Source organism: Actinoplanes sp. NBRC 103695, from assembly GCF_030269485.1.
Classification (GTDB): Bacteria; Actinomycetota; Actinomycetes; order Mycobacteriales; family Micromonosporaceae; genus Actinoplanes.
Genome location: NZ_BSTL01000001.1, coordinates 509,187 through 527,248 on the forward strand (window position 1 = coordinate 509,187; position 18,062 = coordinate 527,248).

The 18,062-nt window shown below is 72.4% G+C and carries 13 protein-coding genes; 3 read left to right on the forward strand and 10 right to left on the reverse strand.

Annotated features, from left to right (window positions below; translation table 11 throughout):
- Window positions 1–9: 9 nt before the first annotated feature.
- The 7 genes from QSK31_RS02140 to QSK31_RS02170 form a co-directional block, all read right to left on the reverse strand.
- Window positions 10–1,143: an ROK family transcriptional regulator gene (locus tag QSK31_RS02140; protein ID WP_285680351.1), complete on the reverse strand. Its 1,134-nt coding sequence runs from the start codon at window positions 1,141–1,143 to the stop codon at window positions 10–12.
- A 73-nt stretch (window positions 1,144–1,216) separates the two neighbouring features.
- Complete coding sequence (locus QSK31_RS02145; protein ID WP_285680353.1) at window positions 1,217–1,834, reverse strand: DUF998 domain-containing protein; 618 nt, start codon at window positions 1,832–1,834, stop codon at window positions 1,217–1,219.
- A gap of 54 nt (window positions 1,835–1,888) precedes the next feature.
- A complete protein-coding gene (locus QSK31_RS02150) occupies window positions 1,889–2,506 on the reverse strand; it encodes a TetR family transcriptional regulator (RefSeq protein ID WP_285680355.1) in 618 nt (205 codons plus the stop codon).
- A gap of 66 nt (window positions 2,507–2,572) precedes the next feature.
- Window positions 2,573–3,586: an NAD-dependent epimerase/dehydratase family protein gene (locus tag QSK31_RS02155; protein ID WP_285680357.1), complete on the reverse strand. Its 1,014-nt coding sequence runs from the start codon at window positions 3,584–3,586 to the stop codon at window positions 2,573–2,575.
- Window positions 3,587–3,721: 135 nt separating this feature from the next.
- Entirely contained in the window at window positions 3,722–6,544 is a 2,823-nt protein-coding gene (locus tag QSK31_RS02160; RefSeq protein WP_285680359.1) for an AfsR/SARP family transcriptional regulator, read from the reverse strand.
- A gap of 686 nt (window positions 6,545–7,230) precedes the next feature.
- The gene (locus tag QSK31_RS02165) at window positions 7,231–9,396 is read right to left on the reverse strand and encodes a TerD family protein (protein WP_285680361.1); all 2,166 of its coding nucleotides are present in this window, start codon (window positions 9,394–9,396) and stop codon (window positions 7,231–7,233) included.
- Window positions 9,397–9,620: 224 nt separating this feature from the next.
- Complete coding sequence (locus QSK31_RS02170) at window positions 9,621–10,319, reverse strand: TetR/AcrR family transcriptional regulator (RefSeq protein WP_285680363.1); 699 nt, start codon at window positions 10,317–10,319, stop codon at window positions 9,621–9,623.
- 27 nt (window positions 10,320–10,346) lie between these two features.
- On the opposite strand from QSK31_RS02170, the gene QSK31_RS02175 reads away from it, so the two are divergent.
- Window positions 10,347–11,207, forward strand: coding sequence for an alpha/beta hydrolase (locus QSK31_RS02175; RefSeq protein ID WP_285680364.1), 861 nt, complete (start codon window positions 10,347–10,349; stop codon window positions 11,205–11,207).
- Here QSK31_RS02175 and QSK31_RS02180 read toward each other — a convergent pair.
- From QSK31_RS02180 to QSK31_RS02190, 3 genes are all read right to left on the reverse strand, one after another.
- A complete protein-coding gene (locus tag QSK31_RS02180) occupies window positions 11,134–11,610 on the reverse strand; it encodes a DUF3592 domain-containing protein (protein ID WP_285680366.1) in 477 nt (158 codons plus the stop codon). The two genes, QSK31_RS02175 and QSK31_RS02180, sit on opposite strands and share 74 nt — an antisense overlap.
- An 87-nt stretch (window positions 11,611–11,697) precedes the next feature.
- Complete coding sequence (locus QSK31_RS02185) at window positions 11,698–12,819, reverse strand: 5-methyltetrahydropteroyltriglutamate--homocysteine S-methyltransferase (RefSeq protein WP_285680368.1); 1,122 nt, start codon at window positions 12,817–12,819, stop codon at window positions 11,698–11,700.
- A gap of 26 nt (window positions 12,820–12,845) precedes the next feature.
- Window positions 12,846–14,276 (reverse strand): hypothetical protein, encoded by a 1,431-nt coding sequence (locus tag QSK31_RS02190; RefSeq protein ID WP_285680370.1) that lies wholly within the window; start codon window positions 14,274–14,276, stop codon window positions 12,846–12,848.
- Window positions 14,277–14,409: 133 nt separating this feature from the next.
- On the opposite strand from QSK31_RS02190, the gene QSK31_RS02195 reads away from it, so the two are divergent.
- Together QSK31_RS02195 and QSK31_RS02200 are read left to right on the forward strand one after the other, a co-directional pair.
- A complete protein-coding gene (locus QSK31_RS02195; protein ID WP_285680372.1) occupies window positions 14,410–16,392 on the forward strand; it encodes a tachylectin-related carbohydrate-binding protein in 1,983 nt (660 codons plus the stop codon).
- Window positions 16,393–16,513: 121 nt separating this feature from the next.
- Window positions 16,514–18,058, forward strand: coding sequence for an ABC transporter substrate-binding protein (locus QSK31_RS02200; RefSeq protein WP_285680374.1), 1,545 nt, complete (start codon window positions 16,514–16,516; stop codon window positions 18,056–18,058).
- Window positions 18,059–18,062: the final 4 nt, after the last annotated feature.

The following is an 18,062-nucleotide window of genomic DNA, read 5'->3' on the forward strand; positions in this document are numbered from 1 at the left end:
GGGGTCCAATCAGCTGTCGCGGATGGAGGAGATGAGGGATTCGCGGACGGTGCGCAGCCCGGCGTCCAGCGCGCCGAGCAGCACCGCGTCGTCGTCGATGGAGGTGACCTCGATGGCGCTCTGCAGGGGAGCGGCCCGCAGCATCGCCTGGCCGACCGCGTCGCGCAGGACGTGCCCGCCCGCCCGGCCGACCTGTCCCGCCAGCACGACCAGGGACGGGTCGAGCACCGCGATGACGGCGGCCAGGCCGACGGCGACCCGGTCGGCGAGTTCGGTGAAGAAGGCGCCGGGCTCCGCGTTGGAGACCACTTCCTGAGGTGTACGCCCGGAGATGCCGTGCTCGTGGCCCAGCGCGAGGACCGCCGGGCCGCCGACCACATCCTGAAGGTCCTGTCCGTCCAGGGTGGACATCGGCATGTAGCCGATCTCGCCGGCCCCGCCACGGGCGCCGCGCAGCAGCGTGCCGCCGATGTCAATGGCCAGGCCGAGTCCTTCGTCGCCCAGCCACAGCAGCGCGAAGCCGTCGGCGTCCCGGGCCACCCCGTGCCGCCGCTCGGCGATCGCCGCCAGGTTGACGTCGTTGTCGACACCCACCGTCGTGCCCAGCCTCTCGATGAGGTCGGGCACCAGCTTCGGCCGCCCGAACCCCGGCACCTCGGTGTGCCGGATGGTTTCGGTGCGGCCGTCGTAGGACCCGGAGATGCCGAGCTGCACGTGGTCGACCCGGCCGAGCCGGCTCACCACCTCGGCCAGGACATCGCCCGGATCGGTGTCCCGGAAGTCCGCCTCGTACTCGAAGCGGGCCTTGATCTCGCCGGAGAGGTCGCACGCGGCCGCCGCCACGGACGGGCCGTCGCCCGCGCCGACGTCCCGTACCGAGATCGCCGCGGCGTACGCGGCGTCCGGGTTGGCCGCGTAGATCTCGGCGTTGGGCCCCGGCCGGCGCCGGGGCTGATGGGCGACCACGCCGACGAGCCCCGCCTCGGTGAGCCGGCGGAGCACCTCGGAGATGGTCGGGGTGGACAGGGCGGTGAGCCGCCGCAGGTCGGCGCGGGTCAGCATGCCCGGGTCGATGAGGTGCGCCAGCGCGGCGCTCTCGTTCATCGCCCGCAGCAGCTTCGACGAGCCGGCCTGACGGGACAACCCACCGCTCCCTGATTATTTAGCAAACTGACTAACAATTAGGCAGCAAGGTAGGCCCGGCCGTGTTCGGCTGTCAAGAACCTCGCTTCCGGAGCGCCGTGCCGACGAGGATGAAGCCGATCAGGAAGGGATAGATGATGCCGCGCTCGGCGAGGCCGATCAGAAAGCCGGCGCTGGTGGCGGCCCGGTAGGCGACGATCGAAGCCAGGCCGGCGATCCCGAGCGCCACCAGGGCGCGGCCCAGCCGGCGGGAGAATCCGAGGAGCGCGTGCGAGCTGCCGAGGAGGATGACGAGCACGTTGCCGGAGACGAACGCCACGACGGCGCCCAGCCCGTGATAGTCGGCCGTGCCGGTGTCGCCGGACCCCGGGAACAGCGCCACCACGACACTGCCGGCCGCCAGCAGGACCGCCGTCGCCAGCGTCGCCACCCGCCGACCGCGCGACAGGCCCTCGAGCAGGACGACGCCGGTCAGCGCGGCCAGCCCGAACAGGATGAAGCCGGTGTTCATCACCCACGCGAGCGGTGAGTACATGTACTGCCCGAACGCGGTGGCGGGGCCGTGCACCCCGAGGTTGCTGATGAAGTGGTACGTGTAGCTGTAGGGCGGATTCGTCCACGCCGCGGCCGCGATGAACTCGGCGGTGAAGTAGACGGCCGCGGCGGCGACGAGCGCCGTTCCTGATCTCATGGCCGAAGCCTGAGGTGCCCCGCTGACACCGCTCGGACACGGCGCTGAGACGGCCTACTTGCCGGCGCGCAGGATCGTCCGGAGGTCGGCGAGCGGCGGCGGGGGAGCGGGCAGCTCGGGGCGATCGGTGGCGCGCAGGCCGTCCAGGACCAGAGCCAGGTAGCGCCGCCACAGGTCCGGTCCGGACGTCCGGCTCATCGCGAACGCCGGGCCGAGCAGCGCGAAGATCGCCGCGATGTCCTGCGGCGCCGCGTCCGCCCGGACCACGCCGGCCCGCTGCGCGCGCTGGAACAGCTCGGTGACCGCGGCGATGATCTCCGGCCAGATGCGCTCCTGCTCGGCCTGGTCGCCCTGGCCGGTCAGCGTCTCGTAGAGGCCGCGGTCGCGGGCCTGCCGGGCGCCGGTGCGGGTGAAGAACCCGGTCAGCGCCGTCCAGGGATCGTCGACGCTCAGCGATTCCCGGGCGTCGGCGACGATCTGCTCGGTCGCCTCGGTGAGCACCTCGGCGGCGATGGCCCGCTTGTTGGGGAAGTGCCGGTACGCGGTGCCGGTGCCCAGGCCGGCGTGCCGGGCGATGTCGTCCAGCGTCGCCTCGAAGCCCCGCTCGGCGAACACCTCCCGGGCGGCCTCGATCAGCCGGGCGCGGTTCCGCACCGAGTCACTGCGTGCCACGCGCGGCCCCTTTGCTCTGCTTACCCCTACGCACCACGGTCGCTTTGCTCTGAGCACCTATACGCATCACTTGAGGGTGCGGCGGTTCACCAGGTTCCAGGCGATCAGGCTGCGGGCGCAGTCGAGGACCGTCTCGGCGGCCGGCCGCGGCACCCAGCCGAGCAGCCGCTTCGCCTTGTCGGTGCTGTGCTGGTTGCGCCGGCCCAGGGAGACCGTGATCGAACGCAGCGGCTTGTCGACCAGGGCGAACGCCTTCACGACGAAGTCCGGCAGGTCCCGGGCCGGCACGCGCGCCCCGGCGGCGCCCAGGTTCGAGCGCAGGGTCACGGCCATCTCCCGCATCCAGAGGAACTCGCCGGTGGCCAGGAACCGCTCGCCGGCCGCGGCGGGCGAGGTCATCGCGCGGAGGTGGATGTCGGCCAGGTCCCGCACGTCGACGACCTCGAGCCCGATCCGCGGCGTGCCGGGCATCGCCCCGCTGAGCAGCCGCTGGACGATCGTCACCGAGCCGAGGTTGCCGGCCGAGAGGAGCGGCCCGAACACCGCGCCGGGCAGGATCGTCGTGAGCGTGGTCGGCCCGTCGTACGCGGCCATGAAATCCCAGGCCGCCTTCTCGGCCACGGTCTTGGATCGGCGGTAGGGGATCAGCGCCGGGTCGTCCGGATCGGTCCACAGCGTCTCGTCGGTGACGCCCTCCTCGGTGTACGACGACGGGCTGGCCGCATTGGCCGCCGAGGTCATGACCACCCGCTCGACGCCGGCCGCGGTCGCCGCCCGCAGCACTCGCAGGGTGCCGTCCCGTGCGGGGGTGACGAGGTCGGCGGCGTCGCTCATCGGGGACGCGACGTGCAGCACGTAGTCCGTCCCGGCGACCGCCTCGTCCCACCCGTCGTCCGCGCCGAGGTCGGCGACCACGAAGGTGAGCGGGGCGTCGTCGGTGGCGACCGCCGAGCGGACCGACTCGGCCCGGTCCATGCTCCGGACCGTGGTGCGCACCGCGTAGCCACGGTTGAGCAGCTCCGCGATCACCCAGCCGGCGACATATCCCGTGCCGCCCGTCACCAGCACCGACTTGGTCATGGCCGCTCCTCGCTCAAATGGAGACCAGGCCTCCGTTTCGTTCGAGAGTAACAGGCCGAAAAATAGCCACCGCGGCGCGCTCAGTGGTCTGGGGTCACTGAGCGCGCCGAGGTGGCTCCCCCGTGCGCGGTGAGGCTAGCGAGGGCCGATATACGAACTCGATACGTCCAGCTTGCGGCGCAGCCCGTCCGCCTCCGGCTGGTCCAGCGCGGCGAAGATGTCCAGCGCCTCCCGCCACGCCCCGGCCGCCTCACCCGCCCGGTCCGCCGCACTCAGCGTGTCGCCGATGTTCTCCAGCACCACACCCTGCCGGTACTGGTCGCCGAGCACCCGGAACAGCTCCAGCGCCCGCCGGAAGGACGCCAGCGACTCCTCGTGATCGCCCAGCGACCGGTGCACGAAGCCCAGGCTGTCGAGGGTGTGCGCCTGACCGGCACGGTTGCCGTCCTCCTCGAACAGCGCCAGCGCCGTCAGCGCCGGTGGGATCGCCTCCGCGTGCCGGCCGAGCCGGACCATCGTCCACGCGATGCCGTTGTGCGCCGACGCCTCGCCCCACCGGTCGCCCAGCCGCTGATAGAGCGCCAGCGCCTCGCGATCGTGCTCCAGCGCCTCGTCGAAGTTCTTCTCCACATCGCAGACGTACGACAGGGTGCGCCGCGTGGTGGCCATGCCGCGGACGTAACCGTCCCGTTCGGCCAGGTCCAGGGCCGCGTACAGCTCGTCGTACGCCTCGGCGGTCTTGCCGATCTTGGCGAGGTCCCCGGCGATCGTCCGGCGCGCATGGACCTGCTCGCGCACGTCGCCCAGCCGCTCGGCCGCCCGCAGCGCGACCGTCTGGATCGTCACCACGTCCTCCCAGCGCGCGTGGTGATGCAGGTGGCGGAGCAGGTGGTGGGGGATCAGCACGGCGTAACGGTCGAGCCCGAGGTGGACCGCCCGGTCGAGCGCGGCGTGCAGAGCCGGCTCCTCGGCGTGCAGCCAGGCCTCGGCGGCGGGCTCGTCGGCAAGCCCGGCGACCACGGTGCCCTCGGCCGGCGGCGGAAGCTCGGCGTCCTGCGGCCGCCAGCTGATCAGGCGCGCCGCGACGGCCAGGCTGTGCGTGTAATGGTCCAGCATGCGGGTGGTCGCGGCCCGGCGGTCCGGTTCCGGGTCCGTGCGTTCGGCCAATTCCGATGCGTACGCCCGGAGCACGTCATGCAGCACGAATCGCCCCGGCCTCTGTTCCGCCACCAGGCTGGCCTCGGCCAGCTCACACAGTGCCCGATCAACCGGCGCACCGGCCAGGCTCGCCGCGGCGTCGGCCGTGACGTCCGGGCCCGGGTGCAGGCCGAGCAGCCGGAACAGGGCGGCCGCGTCCGGGCCGAGCTGCCGGTAGGACCAGGACAGCACGGCCCGCATGTCGGTCAGCGGGTCGGCGCCGCCCAGCAGGTCGAGCGCCCCGGCGGTGTCCCGCAGCGTCGCCGCCAGCGAGGCGAGCGGGACGTCCGGGTCGATCGCCGCCCGGGCCGCCACGATGGCGAGCGCCAGCGGCAGCCGCGCGCACCGTTCCACGATCTCGCCGGCCGCCGTCGGTTCCGCCTCCAGCCGCTGCTCGCCCAGCCGGTGCGCGAGCACCCGGGAGGCGTCCGCGCCGCTGAAGAGGTCCAGGGCGATCGGCCGGGCGCCCTCGGCGGCGACCAGCCCCGACAACTGATTGCGGCTGGTCACCAGCACCCGGCAGGCCGCCGAACCGGGCAGCAGGGGCCGGACCTGCTCGGCGTCGGCGGCGTTGTCCAGCACGATCAGCACCCGGCGGTCGGCGAGCAGGCTGCGGTACGCGCCCGCGAGCGCCTCCGGCTCCGACGGGATGCGCTGCGGCGGCACCCCGAACGCCTCCAGGAACCGGCGTAGCGCGACGGCCGGCCGCACCGCGGCGCCGGCCGGATCGAAGCCCTGCAGATTGACGTGCAGCTGGCCGTCCGGGAAACGGTCGCGGACCCGATGCGCCCAGTGCACGGCCAGGGCGGTCTTGCCGACACCCGCCGTGCCCGAGACGACCGCGATCCGGGCCGCCGGTTCGGCGTCGGTGAGCAGCACGGCGTCCAGCCGGTCGAGCTGGCCGCGCCGCCCGACGAACCCGAACGCCTCCAGCGGCAGCTGCGCCGGCCCGGCCGGCACGGGCTCCGGCCGCGCGGCCGGCGGCGCGGGGGCAGGGGCGAGCAGGGCCAGCACCGCCGCGTCGTCCGAGCGCAGCACCGCGCGGTGCATGTCCCGCAGGCCCGGGCCGGGGTCGACGCCGAGCCGCGCGGCCAGCACGTCCTTCGCCCGCGCGTACGCCTCCAGGGCCGCCGCCGGGTTGCCGGCCAGGTGCAGCGCGGCCATCAGCAGCTGCCACCCGGTCTCCCGCAGCGGCTCGGCGCCGGTGTGCCGACGCAGCCCGGACGACTCCTCCGCGGCGTACCCGAGCCTGAGTCTCGCCCGGACCGACCGCTCGAAGACCGCGAGCCGCCGGTCGTCCCACTCGGCCCGGGCGGCGGACAGCTCCGGCCCGGCGGTCACCCCGTCGACCAGGTCGCCGCGCCACAACCGGACCGCGCCCGAGTAGTGCGCGGCGGCCCCGGCCACGTCGCCGGCCCGCCAGGCGGCGTCGCCCCGATCGGCGGACTCCGCGAACCGGCGCAGGTCGATCGCCCCGGCCGCGGCGGTCAGCACGTACTGCGCGTCGCGCCGGTCGAGCTCGCACCCGTGCGCCGAGAGCGACCGCCGCAGCCGGCTCACGTACGTGGTCACGTTGGCCACCGCCGACTCCGGCGCCGACTCCGGCCACAGCTCGTCGACCAGCCGGGACACCGACACCGGCCGGCCGGCGTGCAGGACCAGCAGGGCCAGGACCGTGCGCTGCTTGGGCGTGCCGAGGTGGATCGGCCGCTCGCCGAGCCGTACCTCCAGCGGGCCGAGCACCCGGATGTCGATGTTCACGACCCCAAGTCCACAACATCCGGTCCACCGAGCGCCAATGATCGGGCCCGGCGATCCGAAAGGGGCCGTCGCTGTCTCATTGTTGCCGGGGCGTCTGGGGTGTCCCTTCGCTGCCGTCGCCTTCGTGGGGCGTGGGGCGTGGGGCTGGGTTGCCGGGCGGTGGGGTGCTCGGTTGCCGTCGCTGCCGCCGCTTTCGGTCGGGGCGGGGCCGGGCCGGGTTGCCAGGCCCCCGGGTGCCCACTCGCCGTCGCTGCCGCCGCTCGCGGTTCTGGCCGGGCGCGCTGGTAGAAGTCAGCGCGAGTGGTAGAACCAGCGCGCGGTGGTAGGACCGGGCGCTGTTTTGCGTGAAATGGCGCGCTGAGCTACCACGTTTTGCGGTGGTGGTAGCCGGGAGCGGTTTGTCGTCGTGAATAGCGCTCGGTCCTACCACCGTTCGCGCGAGTGGTGGTCCAGGACGGTCGGGCGGGCCGTCAGGACGAGGTACGCGCTCGGCTACCACCGCGCTCGGCTACCACCGCGAGCGGCGGCAACCACCGCGAGTGGGCACCCGGGGGCCTGGCAACCCGGCCCGGCCCCGCCCCGACCGAAAGCGGCGGCAGCAACAGTGAGTGGGCACCCGGGGGCCTGGCAACCCAGCTCGGCCCCACGCCCGGCGAAACGGGCCGCGGCGAGGGTGCGGGTGCTGCTCAGAGGAGGTCGGCGAGCAGCTTCTCCGGGTGCAGGGCGTCGTACGTCGAGCCGGCGTCCGTACCGAACGTGATCGTCGCCCGGGCCGGGTCGTCGACCAGGGCGGCGCCACGGACGCGGGCGTGGCGCAGGGCCAGGTGCGCCACGCTCACCTTGGTGTTGCGCCGGCCGGCGACCGCGGACACCAGGGTGGCGATGTCGTGGCCCTCGCGCTCGGCCCGCGCCCGCGGGTAGCCGTTGAGGTAGACGTCCACGTACAGGATCTCGTGGGTGTCCAGGTCGAGCAGCATCGGCACGGCGTAGCGCTTGCGGCCGGTCAGCGCGAACGCGTTCGCCACCGTGGCCGGATCGAACGTGGCGCGCTTGCTGCCCGCGTCGTCCCGCAGCATCCACCCGGTGTACGCCTCGGCCAGGTCGTCGAACGCCGGCCCGGCGTACCGGAAGATCACCGGGACCAGGTACCGCCAGCCGCGCCGGGACGCGGCTCGCGCCGCCCGGGCCAGGTTGATGTCGAGGAACTCCTCGGCGCCGTCCGGTGCGGACGTGAGGTCGCCGGAGTGGGTCATCACGCCGTTGCCCAGGTTGGTCCAGGAGACCTGGTCGACCAGCTGGAAGTTCGCGTTCAGCGCCAGGCAGGACAGGTCGAGGTCGCTGCGGTCGCCGGCCTCACGCCAGTGCGTGAAGAGCCGGATCACCTTGGCGTCCCCGGCCGGCAGCCGGCTGCCCCGCTCCACCTGCGCCAGCCCCTGTGCCGTGGCGCGCAGCTGGTCGGGGAGCAGCAGCCGGTCCAGGCCGGCGGCGACGTGCACGGTCTCGGCGTACCAGTCGCCCTTGGCCCTGATCCGCGCGTCGATCGCCGCATCCACCGCGTCGAGCAGTTCCTTGCGGAAGTCCGCGGGCAGCGCGAGGTGGCCCGGCTGCCGGACGATCGGCAGCGACGAGCCGTCCTTCCCGAAAACCACCCGGGGGTACGTGTGACCGTTGTCCGACAGCTGCGCGGCCGCGGCGAGCAGCACCCGCAGCGGGATGCGTTCCGCGGTGCCGGCCACCGCGCCGATGAGCGCCGCACGCTGCTCGGCCCCCTGCGAGACGGACGCGAGCCGGCGCAGGCCACGGCCGAGCAGGCCGGGCGACTCGGCGGCCGCCAGGCGCACCGCGCCCGGGAAGTCGGTGGCGAGCAGCCGCTCGAAACGTGACGGGAACGACGTCCGGTCGTGCCGGCCGTCCCGCAGCCGGGCGAACGTCTCGGCCACCCGCGGCGCACGGAACTCGCCGACGTGCAGGCCACGGTCGATCGCCAGCCACAGGCCGCGCCGCCGGAACACGTCGCCCAGCCGGTCGCTCGCCTCGAGCGTGCTCACCACGACGCGGCGGTCGGCGCGGGACAGCCGCGGATAGCGGATCGGCTCGGTGAGGCTGAGGTCGCCGCCGGTCAGCCGGGCGAACAGGCGTAGCAGGTCGTCCGGGGTCGCGCCGGTCGACGGCAGCCGCGCCCGGTCGAGGGCCCAGAGCAGCTCGAACAGCAGCGTGCGGTTCTCCCGGAAGCGGACGTCGGCCGGGTCGAGGCCGTCCACGCCGAGCCGCTTGACCAGGATGCCGAGGTCGTTCTGGACGTCCTCCCGCAGCGAGGCGGCGCTCGCGAAGCAGTCCCGCATCCACACGCGCAGCCGGCTGTCGAGCTCGTCCGCGCCGGTGAGCCGCACGGTGATCCATTCGACCCGGCCGTCGCGGGGGAGCAGGGCCTGTGCCCGGCGGTCGGCGTCGGCGCGCCCGGCGTCCTGCGGGATCGAGGACGCCGGCCACCAGCCGATGTCCGTGAAGTCCAGGGCGTGGCGCCAGCGCTCGTCGGTGTGCTCGGCACCGGCCATGCGGGCCCGGGCGACCACGAACCGGAAGAGCGCGTCGTCGTACTCCGGCAGCCGCTCCGGGAAGCCCCGGAACAGCGGCGCGTACCGGCCGGTCTCGCCGCGCTCGGCCCGCACGTGCGCGATCAGGTCGCCGAGCCCGGCCGCCAGCCCGTCGGTGAGCGCCCCCGGGTTCGCGAACCGCACGCCGACGTGCGCCAGCTCGGCGAGCAGGGGTGCGGCCACGGCCGGCGTCGCGGTGCCCGGGGGCGTCACGACCAGTCCCAGCCGGTCGAACCCGATGCGCTCCAGCGCGTCCACGTGCATGCACCCCCGCTCACAGCAGACAAAACGGCGCCGCGACGCGGCGCCGTAACGAGGAAAGTGCCCGGGCGATTCACCCTAAGAAGTTGTCGAAGTATGCCCGGGCTAGGCCTCTGCCAGGGAGATTACGGCAGCCTCGCAACCGGCGGCACCCGAATATCGAACCCGCGGTTCGGCCCCTCCCGGGGCGGCGCGACCGTCTGGTACTTCGACTGCGCGCGTCAGGACCTCGGCAGCGCTGCCGCCAGGATCTCGACCGCTGCCCTGAGCGCGGCGCGGGGCGCTTCCCGCCAGTCCGGGTCGAGGGGCGCGAGGCCGGTCGAGAGGGGATAGCGCTCGCGCAGGTCGGGGATGAGCCGTGCGGTGGCTCCGGCTCGTTCCAGCCACCCGGACGTGTCCACCCGCCGGTACGCCGCGGTCGTCTCGGCGGTGGCCCGGACGGTCGCGTAGAGCATGGTCACCGTGGTGGCGTCGGGGGTGGCCCACCGGTCCATGATCGTGAGGAGCCGTTCCAGCCAGTCCTGCTCGTTCGGCCCCTGGCCGCTCTGCGCCCAGGACAGCTCGGTCAGCCACGGATGCGCCAGGTGGACCTCGAAGAACGCCGTGGCCCAGGCGAGCAGGTCCGCGGCCAGGCCGGTGCCGGGGCCGTCCGCGGCCGGGCCGGCCAGCGCGTGGTCCTGCATCAGGGCGAGCAGGTTCTCCTTGGTTCCGACGTACGGGTACAGCGCCATCGCGGTCTTGCCGAAGCGGGAGGCGACCGCCCGCGTGGAGACGGCGGCCAGCCCCTCCGCGTCGGCGATCGCGATGCCCGCGGCCAGGATCTCGTCGAGGTCGAGCTGTTGACGGGGCCCGCGTCTCGGGGTGGGCAGGGTGGTGCCGCGGCCACGCCACAGGCGGCGGACATGATCTTCTGCGCTCATAGTCCTTACAGCGTATATTGTTTTGCCATGACGATGGCGAAGCTGCACGACGGAACTTTTCTGGAGGTCACGACGACCGGCGACGGCCCGGCCGTGCTGACGCAGGCGAGCCTGGCCGTGATCGAGGGTGAGGCGGCGGAGCGGATGCGTGCCTGGGGCGCCCAGCCCGACCTCGGGCAGGCGCTGGTGACCGGGCTCGCGACGGCCGGCCGGCGGGTGGTCTCCGCCGACTACGAGGGCCACCGGGCCGCACATCCGGCAGCCGGGACGCTGACCGCGGACGCGGTCGCCGCCGACCTGCTGGCGATCGCCGACGCGGCCGGCGTGGGCGAGTTCGCGTACTACGGCTACTCCTGGCTGGCGCTGGCCGGGCTGCAGCTGGCGATCCGCACCGACCGGCTGACCGGCCTGGCGATGGGCGGGTTCCCGCCGCTCGGCGGCCCGTACGACGCGATGCTCGCGGTGACCCGGGCCGCGCACCGGATGGCGACGGAGGACGCCGGGCGCGAACTGCCCGACCGGTCCGAGATCGAGGTGGGCGACTGGGATTCCGCCGCGGTCACCCAGCAGCCGGATCAGACCTCGCAGTACGTGACGCTGTACGAATCGCTGGGGGACTTCGACGAGCGGGCCGCACTCGACAGGGTCACGGTGCCGCGGCTCGCCTTCGCCGGGAGCGAGGACACCATGGAGTACGGGCCGCGGTGGGGCGGCGTCCGGGTGGAGATCGGGCCACCGCTCGCCGAGCACCGCGACGAACTGGTCGATCGGGGCTGGACGGTCGAGGTGGTGGTCGGCGGCGACCACTCGAGCGTCATGCGGTCGCCGACGGCCCTGCCGATCCTGACCGGGTGGCTCGCCGCACCCGGGCAACAGCCAGCGTCGTGAGGAGCACGGCGGTCAGCAGCGAGGTCGCGGCGATGCCGAACATGATCCGCCGGCCGATGAAGCGGTTCGGCCGGGCGTCCTTGACCAGTTGCGGGTCCGCGGTGTCGTAGACGACCCGCATCGTCTCGCCGACCTTCGGACGCGGGTCCGCCGGCAGGCCCCAGAGCGTCGCGTTCACCACCCGGTTGTCGGCGGTGGTGAACGTGACGAGATAGGCGTCGTTCTGCCGGCCACGGTCCTCGACCGCGGTCAGGGTCGCGGTGGCGGCCCGGCCGCGGTCGGCGAACGCGTCGAGGGCGCGCATGTCGCTGCGGGCGACGTAGATGAGAACCGCCGTGGTGATCCACAACGCGATGGCCCAGGCGCCGAGCCGGGAGGTGAGAAACCGCCGGATGCCCGTCACGGCTCCATGGTAGGAACCGGCCACCACACGATCAGGGCGTGCTGACCGTGACGTCGTCGAAGTCGGCCTGCCCGATCGACGCGGATCTCAGCCCCAGACCTCCTGGGCGGTTTCCGCGATGAGCCGCAGCTTGGCGACCTCCTGGTCGTAGGTGAGCACGTTGCCCTCGACGGTGGAGCTGAACCCGCACTGCGGTGACAGGCACAGCTGCTCGAGCGGGACGTACTTGGCGGCCTCGTCGATGCGGCGTTTCAGCGTGTCCTTCGACTCCAGCTCGCCCCGCTTGGTGGTGACCAGGCCGAGCACGACCATCTTGCCGGGCGGCACGAACCGCAGCGGCGCGAATCCGCCGGAGCGGTCGTCGTCGAACTCCAGGAAGAAGCCGTCGACGGCGAGCTCGCTGAACAGCGCCTCGGCGACGAAGTCGTAGCCGCCCTCGGCCGCCCACGACGACCGGAAGTTGCCCCGGCACATGTGGGTGGTCACGGCCAGCCCGGCCGGCCTGTCCCGGATCGCGGCGTTGATCTGCTTGATGTAGCGCAGGTGCTGGTGCTCGGCGTCGTCGCCGCGCGAGGTGAGCAGGGCGCGCTGGGCCGGGTCGTTGAGGTAGGCCAGGCTGGTGTCGTCGAGCTGCAGGTAACGACAACCCAGGTCGTAAACCCCGAGGACCTGCTTCGCGTACGCCGCGCTCAGATCCGCCCAGAACTGCTCCTCGTCGGGGTAGACCGCCGGATCGATGGCCGCCCGGCCGCCGCGGTAGTGCACCATGCTCGGCGACGGGATGGTCAGTTTCGCCGTGACGCCGGGACCGACGGTCGACGCGAGGAAACTGAACGCCTCGCCGAAGATCGTCTCGGTGAGGCGGACCGGCGCGTCCACGGACAGCGCGGCGGACTCGAAGTCCAGCTCGCCCTCCGCGTTCCGGAAGTGCACCTGGATCTTCTCGTCGGTGCGGCTGATCCCGCCGAGCTGATAGATGAAGTCCATGTGCCAGGACGTACGCCGGAACTCGCCGTCGGTGGCCGACCGCAGGCCGACGTCGCGTTGCATGGCGACCACCTCGCGAACCGCCTCGTCCTCGACCGCGCGCAGCTCGTCGTCCGACATCTTCTGGGCCGCATGCTCCTCGCGCGCCTGGAGCAGGCGCGCGGGCCGGAGCAGACTGCCGACGTGATCCGCCCGGAAGGGCGGGGTGTCGCGGAGCGTCATCGTCGATACCCCCTCGGTGCGACAGCTTACGTCCGCGCGGGGGGTCCCTGCATCTCTTCCTCGTCGGGCTGCCGCTCCTTCTGCGGGAGCCTCGGCCACCGGTCCTCGTGCTCGGTGTACTCGCCCAGGCTCTTGAACCCGAGCCCGCCGGCCTGGAGGCCGTAGCCCGCGTACTTGGCGGCGTTGTTGTCGGTGGCGATGCCGATCGACAGGGAGACCGCGCCGAACGTGCCGAACAGGCCGCCCAGCATCTTCGGGATGTTGACCTTACGGTCCCGGACGGCCTTGACGAGCTCGCTGGCGAAGTCGCCGGCCGGCGCGGCGCCGGACAGGACCGCCGCGGCGATCGCGAAGTTCGAGACCGGGATCTTTCCCTCGAACGTCCCGTCCTTGATCATCTGCTCGTACATCCGCTGGTGCCTGATCGCGTACGACTGGAGGGTCGGTGCCGCGGCGGCGATGAACGCGCCGGCGGCCTTCGACCAGTCGCCGTCCGGGAACATGTGCTGGCCGTCCTCGAGCTTGGTGCTCTCGCCGTATCCCTTGATGATCAGGCCGGCCGTCTGCGTGTAGAGCCCGCCGAACCGGGCCGCGTCGCCTGCCGGACCGTCCTTCTGGGAGATCGCGTTGGCGAACAGGCCGCCGGTGGTCGCGATGCCGCCCAGGAACTTGGCCCAGTTCATGCCCCGGCCCTGCAACCACTTGTTGATCTCGCTGACCGCGTCGCCGGTGGAGCTGGCCGCCGCCATGCCGGTCGCGCCGGAACTGAGGTTGGGTACCGTCCCCCGGACCAGGAACGAGTTCTGGATCGGGAACACGAGGGCGACACCGGCGCCGACCGACTTGGGTTTGTCGCCGGTCCCCCTCGAGTACAGGGGCAACCGCCAGCGCGACTGCTGCTCCGCGGCGGCCTCCGAGGACGAGGACGAGCCGCTCGAGGAAGAAGACGAGGAGGACGACGAGGAGACGGTCGAGGCCCGCGAACCTGGCCGGCTTCCCGGCAGGACGTCCGTGCTTCCGCGTACCGGCGACATCGGTTCGCCCGGGGCGTCGAAGAACTCCTGGTCGGTCGAGCCCGACGACCCGGTCCGGGTGGAGGCCGGCGACTCCGGCCGGACGACCTCCTCCGGAGGCATGCCGGGCATGGTGTCCAGCGCGTCGAAGAACTCCTCGTCGTCGCTCGACGTCGCCGGACTGGGCGGGCGTGGGCTGGGCGGGCGCGGGATGGCTTCCAGCGGCACCGTGGTCTCCGGCTGGGTGCCCAGCTCGGGCAGCTGGACGGGTGGCGGCACCGACCGCTCCGGGGCGGCCAGCATCCGGGAGACGGCGACGTTGCCGGCCTGTCGCTGCAGGGCCAGCATCGCGGCCGCTCCGGGCGGCACGTGCACGCCGGAACGGTTGCCGGGCCGGTGTTCCGGCTCGACCTCGTCGGATCGGAGGTGCCGGCGCCGTGTCATGGGATCGGACATTACGGATCCAAGGTGGACGGCTCCCGACCCGTGGGTTAACGGTTGCGGTAAGCCACCACACATTGATTCCGGTGACACTCCTTGGGTAGGTTCCGATCACGAAACGGGGGAAGGAACCCAAGTGAAAACCAGAATTCTCGCCGCGGTCGCTGCCGCGGCGGTCTCCATAGGCGTGTCCATCGCCGTCCCGTCGCCCGCTCAGGCGGCCGACACCTTCTCGTGCCCGGGCTCCGGGCGCATCTTCGCCTCGGCCACCAACGGGGACCTCCACAGCTGGAACATCAGCAACATCGGCACGACCACGATCTCCGGCGGCGCGCGCACCACGCCCGGCCATGGCTGGGGCGGGTACGGCAAGATCCTCGGCGGTCCCGGCGGCCGGGTCTACGGCATCAACTCCACGTCCGGCCTGTGGATGTACAAGTATGTGAGCGGCGCGTTCGACAGCACCAAGGACAACATCGCGCCCGGACAGTTCAAGTCCTACGCGAGCGCGGCCTGGAAGAACAAGATCACCGTCGACGAGATCGGCGACTTCTATCTGGTCGACAACACCGGCCGCCTGCTCTGGTACCGCTACGACGAGGCGACCAGGACCTGGCCGATCAACGGCCGGATCATCGACGACGGCTGGGACCAGTTCGACCTGATCGTCGCGGCCGGCCCGGGCGTCATCTGGGGCCGCAAGGCGTCCAACGGCAATCTGCTCCGGTTCCGGTTCGAAGCGACCAGCGAGCGCTGGATCACCCACGACCAGGTGGCCGAGAGCTCCAGCGACTGGGGCACCTTCGCCAACATCTCCTCGCCCGGCGGCGACGTCCTGTACGGCGTCTCGACCGATGGCCGCTTCCTGACCTACCGCTACCGTGAGGACGTCCCGAGCTTCCCGGTGAGCCGGGCCCAGCTGGGCAGCTCGACGGACTGGGCGACCTTCACCAACGTCCTCGCCATCCCGAACGTCTGCAAGCTCACCGAACGGCACATCCCGGCGGCGCCGGCCGTCCCGGTCCAGAACTACAGCCCGACCGCGGCGATCCAGGGCCCGGTGCCGAGCGGGGGCCAGATCGGCCCGCTGGAGTTCGTCTACGTCGACAACATCGGCTCGATCCGGCACGGACACCAGCCCGACCCCGAGTTCTTCGGCGGGGTGCAGTGGAGCACGCTGGGCCGGCCCGAGGTTCAGTACACCGGCAAACCGGCGCTCGCCGTCGGTGCGGTGCCCGAGACGGATGTGCCCGCCGGCCGGCAGACGGTCCACGCGCTGACCCACAGCACGACCGGCGACGTCGCGTCCTTCACCCGGACCACCGCACCGGGCTGGGGCGCCGACGAGAACCTGGCCGGTCGGATGCGTTCGCACCCGGTCGTCACCCGGCTCACCGACGGCCTGCTCGCCGCGTTCGCCATCGACGCCGCCGGCCACGTCTGGACCCGCCGGCAGACCAGCGTCCGGGTCGGCGCGTTCCTCGGCTGGCGTGATCTCGGCGGCAGCCTGACCGGCGAGCTCACGGTCGTCCCGATCGTCAACGGCGGGGCCGTCCTCTTCGGCCTGGACGCGGACGGCACCCCGGTGACCGCCACCTACCGTGCCGGCGTCCTGTCGGCCTGGGCGGAGCTCGGCGGCAGTGGCTTCACCGGCACCGTGTCGGTCGTGTCGATGCCGGGCCAGATCCTGCGAGCCTTCGCCCGCGACGCCGACGGCCGCGTCCAGACCCAGCTGCAGGTGGGCGGCGTCTTCCCGGGCACCTGGTCGCCGGTGGGCGACCTGACCGTGGCGGGTTCGCCGGCCGCGGTGCTCGACCCGGCGCTGGGCCGGGTCGCGGTCGTGGCCCGCGGCACCGACAACGAGCTCTACCGGGTCTTCGAGACCGCGCAGGGCTCGAACACCTGGGACGCCTGGCAGCGGGTCAACACCGACGGCTCCGACCCGTCCTTCACCGACCCGACCATCCTGCAGTACGCCGGCGGCGCCGGGCCGACCTGGGCGATCCTCTTCCGGAACGAGAACAACGGCCACCGCTTCTACACCCGGTCGCTGCCCGGCGGCAAGAAGGCGGGCGCCGTGACGTTCAAGGCGCACACCCTGCCCGCACCGCCGCGGTAACTCCGAAACAAGTGTGTAGTCCGCGACAACAAGGCGCTCGCCGCCTTGTTGTCGCGGACGCCAAAGACAACGCGTCGCAGGGTCGGCAGTCTTTCCCTTCACGTAGCAGGTGGAGGGCGCGATGAAGGCTCTACGATCGGTTGCCGCGCTGGGCGCGGTGGCATTGCTGACCGCCGCTTGCGGTGGCAACGACTCGACCGGCGGTGCGAGCGGGAAGCAACCGGTCAACGGCAAGACGTTCACGATGTCCGTGTCCTCCGATCCGGGGAACCTGGACCCGCATTTCACCTCGCTGACGATCACCGGCCAGGTGGACCGTTTCCTGTACGACTCCCTGCTCGGCACCGCCCCGGACGGCAAACTGCTGCCCGGGCTGGCCGAGAAGTGGGAGGGGACCACCACCAAGGCGACCTTCACCCTGCGCAAGGGCATCACCTGCGCCAACGGTGACCCGCTGACGGCGAGGACGGTGGCCGACAACATCAGCTTCGTCGGCGACGTGAAGAACGCGTCCACCCGGGTCGGCACCTACGTCCCAGCCGGCGCGAAGGCCACCGCGGACGAGGCCACCGGCGTCGTCACGGTCACCTCACCGGCCCCGGACGCCTTCCTGGACCGCAACCTCGGCGGCCTGCCGATCGTCTGCGACCAGGGCATGAAGGACCGCACCAAGCTCAAGCAGGCGTCGGACGGCACCGGCATGTTCACGGTGACCGAGGCGGTTCCGGACGACCACTACACGCTGACCCGGCGCAAGGAGTACGCGTGGGGGCCGGGCGACGTGAAGGCCGACACGGTCGGGCTGCCGGACAAGGTCGTCATCCGGGTGGTCGGGAACGAGGCCACCGCCGCCAACCTGATGCTCACCGGCGAGCTCAACGCCGCCCGGTTCAGCGGCCCGGACAGCGCGCGGTTGCAGGGCGACGACTACGTCAAGCGGGACATCCTGGCGCCGACGGGCGAGCTGTGGTTCAACCAGAAGCCGGGCCTGCCGACCGCGGACGAGGCGGTCCGCAAGGCGCTCGTCCAGTCGGTCGACCTCAAGCAGATGCAGCAGGCCTTCACCTCGGGCCGGGGCGGCGACCCGACCGGCCTGGTGGCGCCGGCGATGACCCCCTGCAAGGGGAACACGATCGAGGGCAACCAGCCGCCGTTCGACGCCGCCGCGGGCAAGTCGGTGCTGGCCGCCAAGCCGCTGTCGCTGACCGTCGCTTACGCCGCGTCGGCCAGTCCGGGCGCGCAGCCCGCCGCCGAGCTGCTGCAGCAGCAGTGGACCGCGGCCGGGGTGAAGGTGACGCTCAAGAACGTCACCGCGGTGCAGGTCGGCCAGATCGCCGGTGGGCAGCTGTCCTGGGACGTGGCGATGTTCCCGATCGGGGTGACGCTGCCCAGCCAGCTGGTCGCGTACCTGTCCGGGCCGACCCCGCCGAACGGCACCAACTTCGCCAGCATCGACAACAAGGCGTACCAGGCCGCGGTGGCCGAGGCGCAGAAGGTCGCCGGCGACGGTGGCTGCGAGCAGTGGCTGGCCGCCGAGAAGGAACTGATCAAGCGGCTCGACCTGGTGCCGTTCGCCAATTCCAACGTCCCGTACTTCATCAAGGGCGCGACGTTCGAGCTCACCGACGGCGACCTCGGTCCGGCCTCCATCCGGATGTTCGGCTGATCCA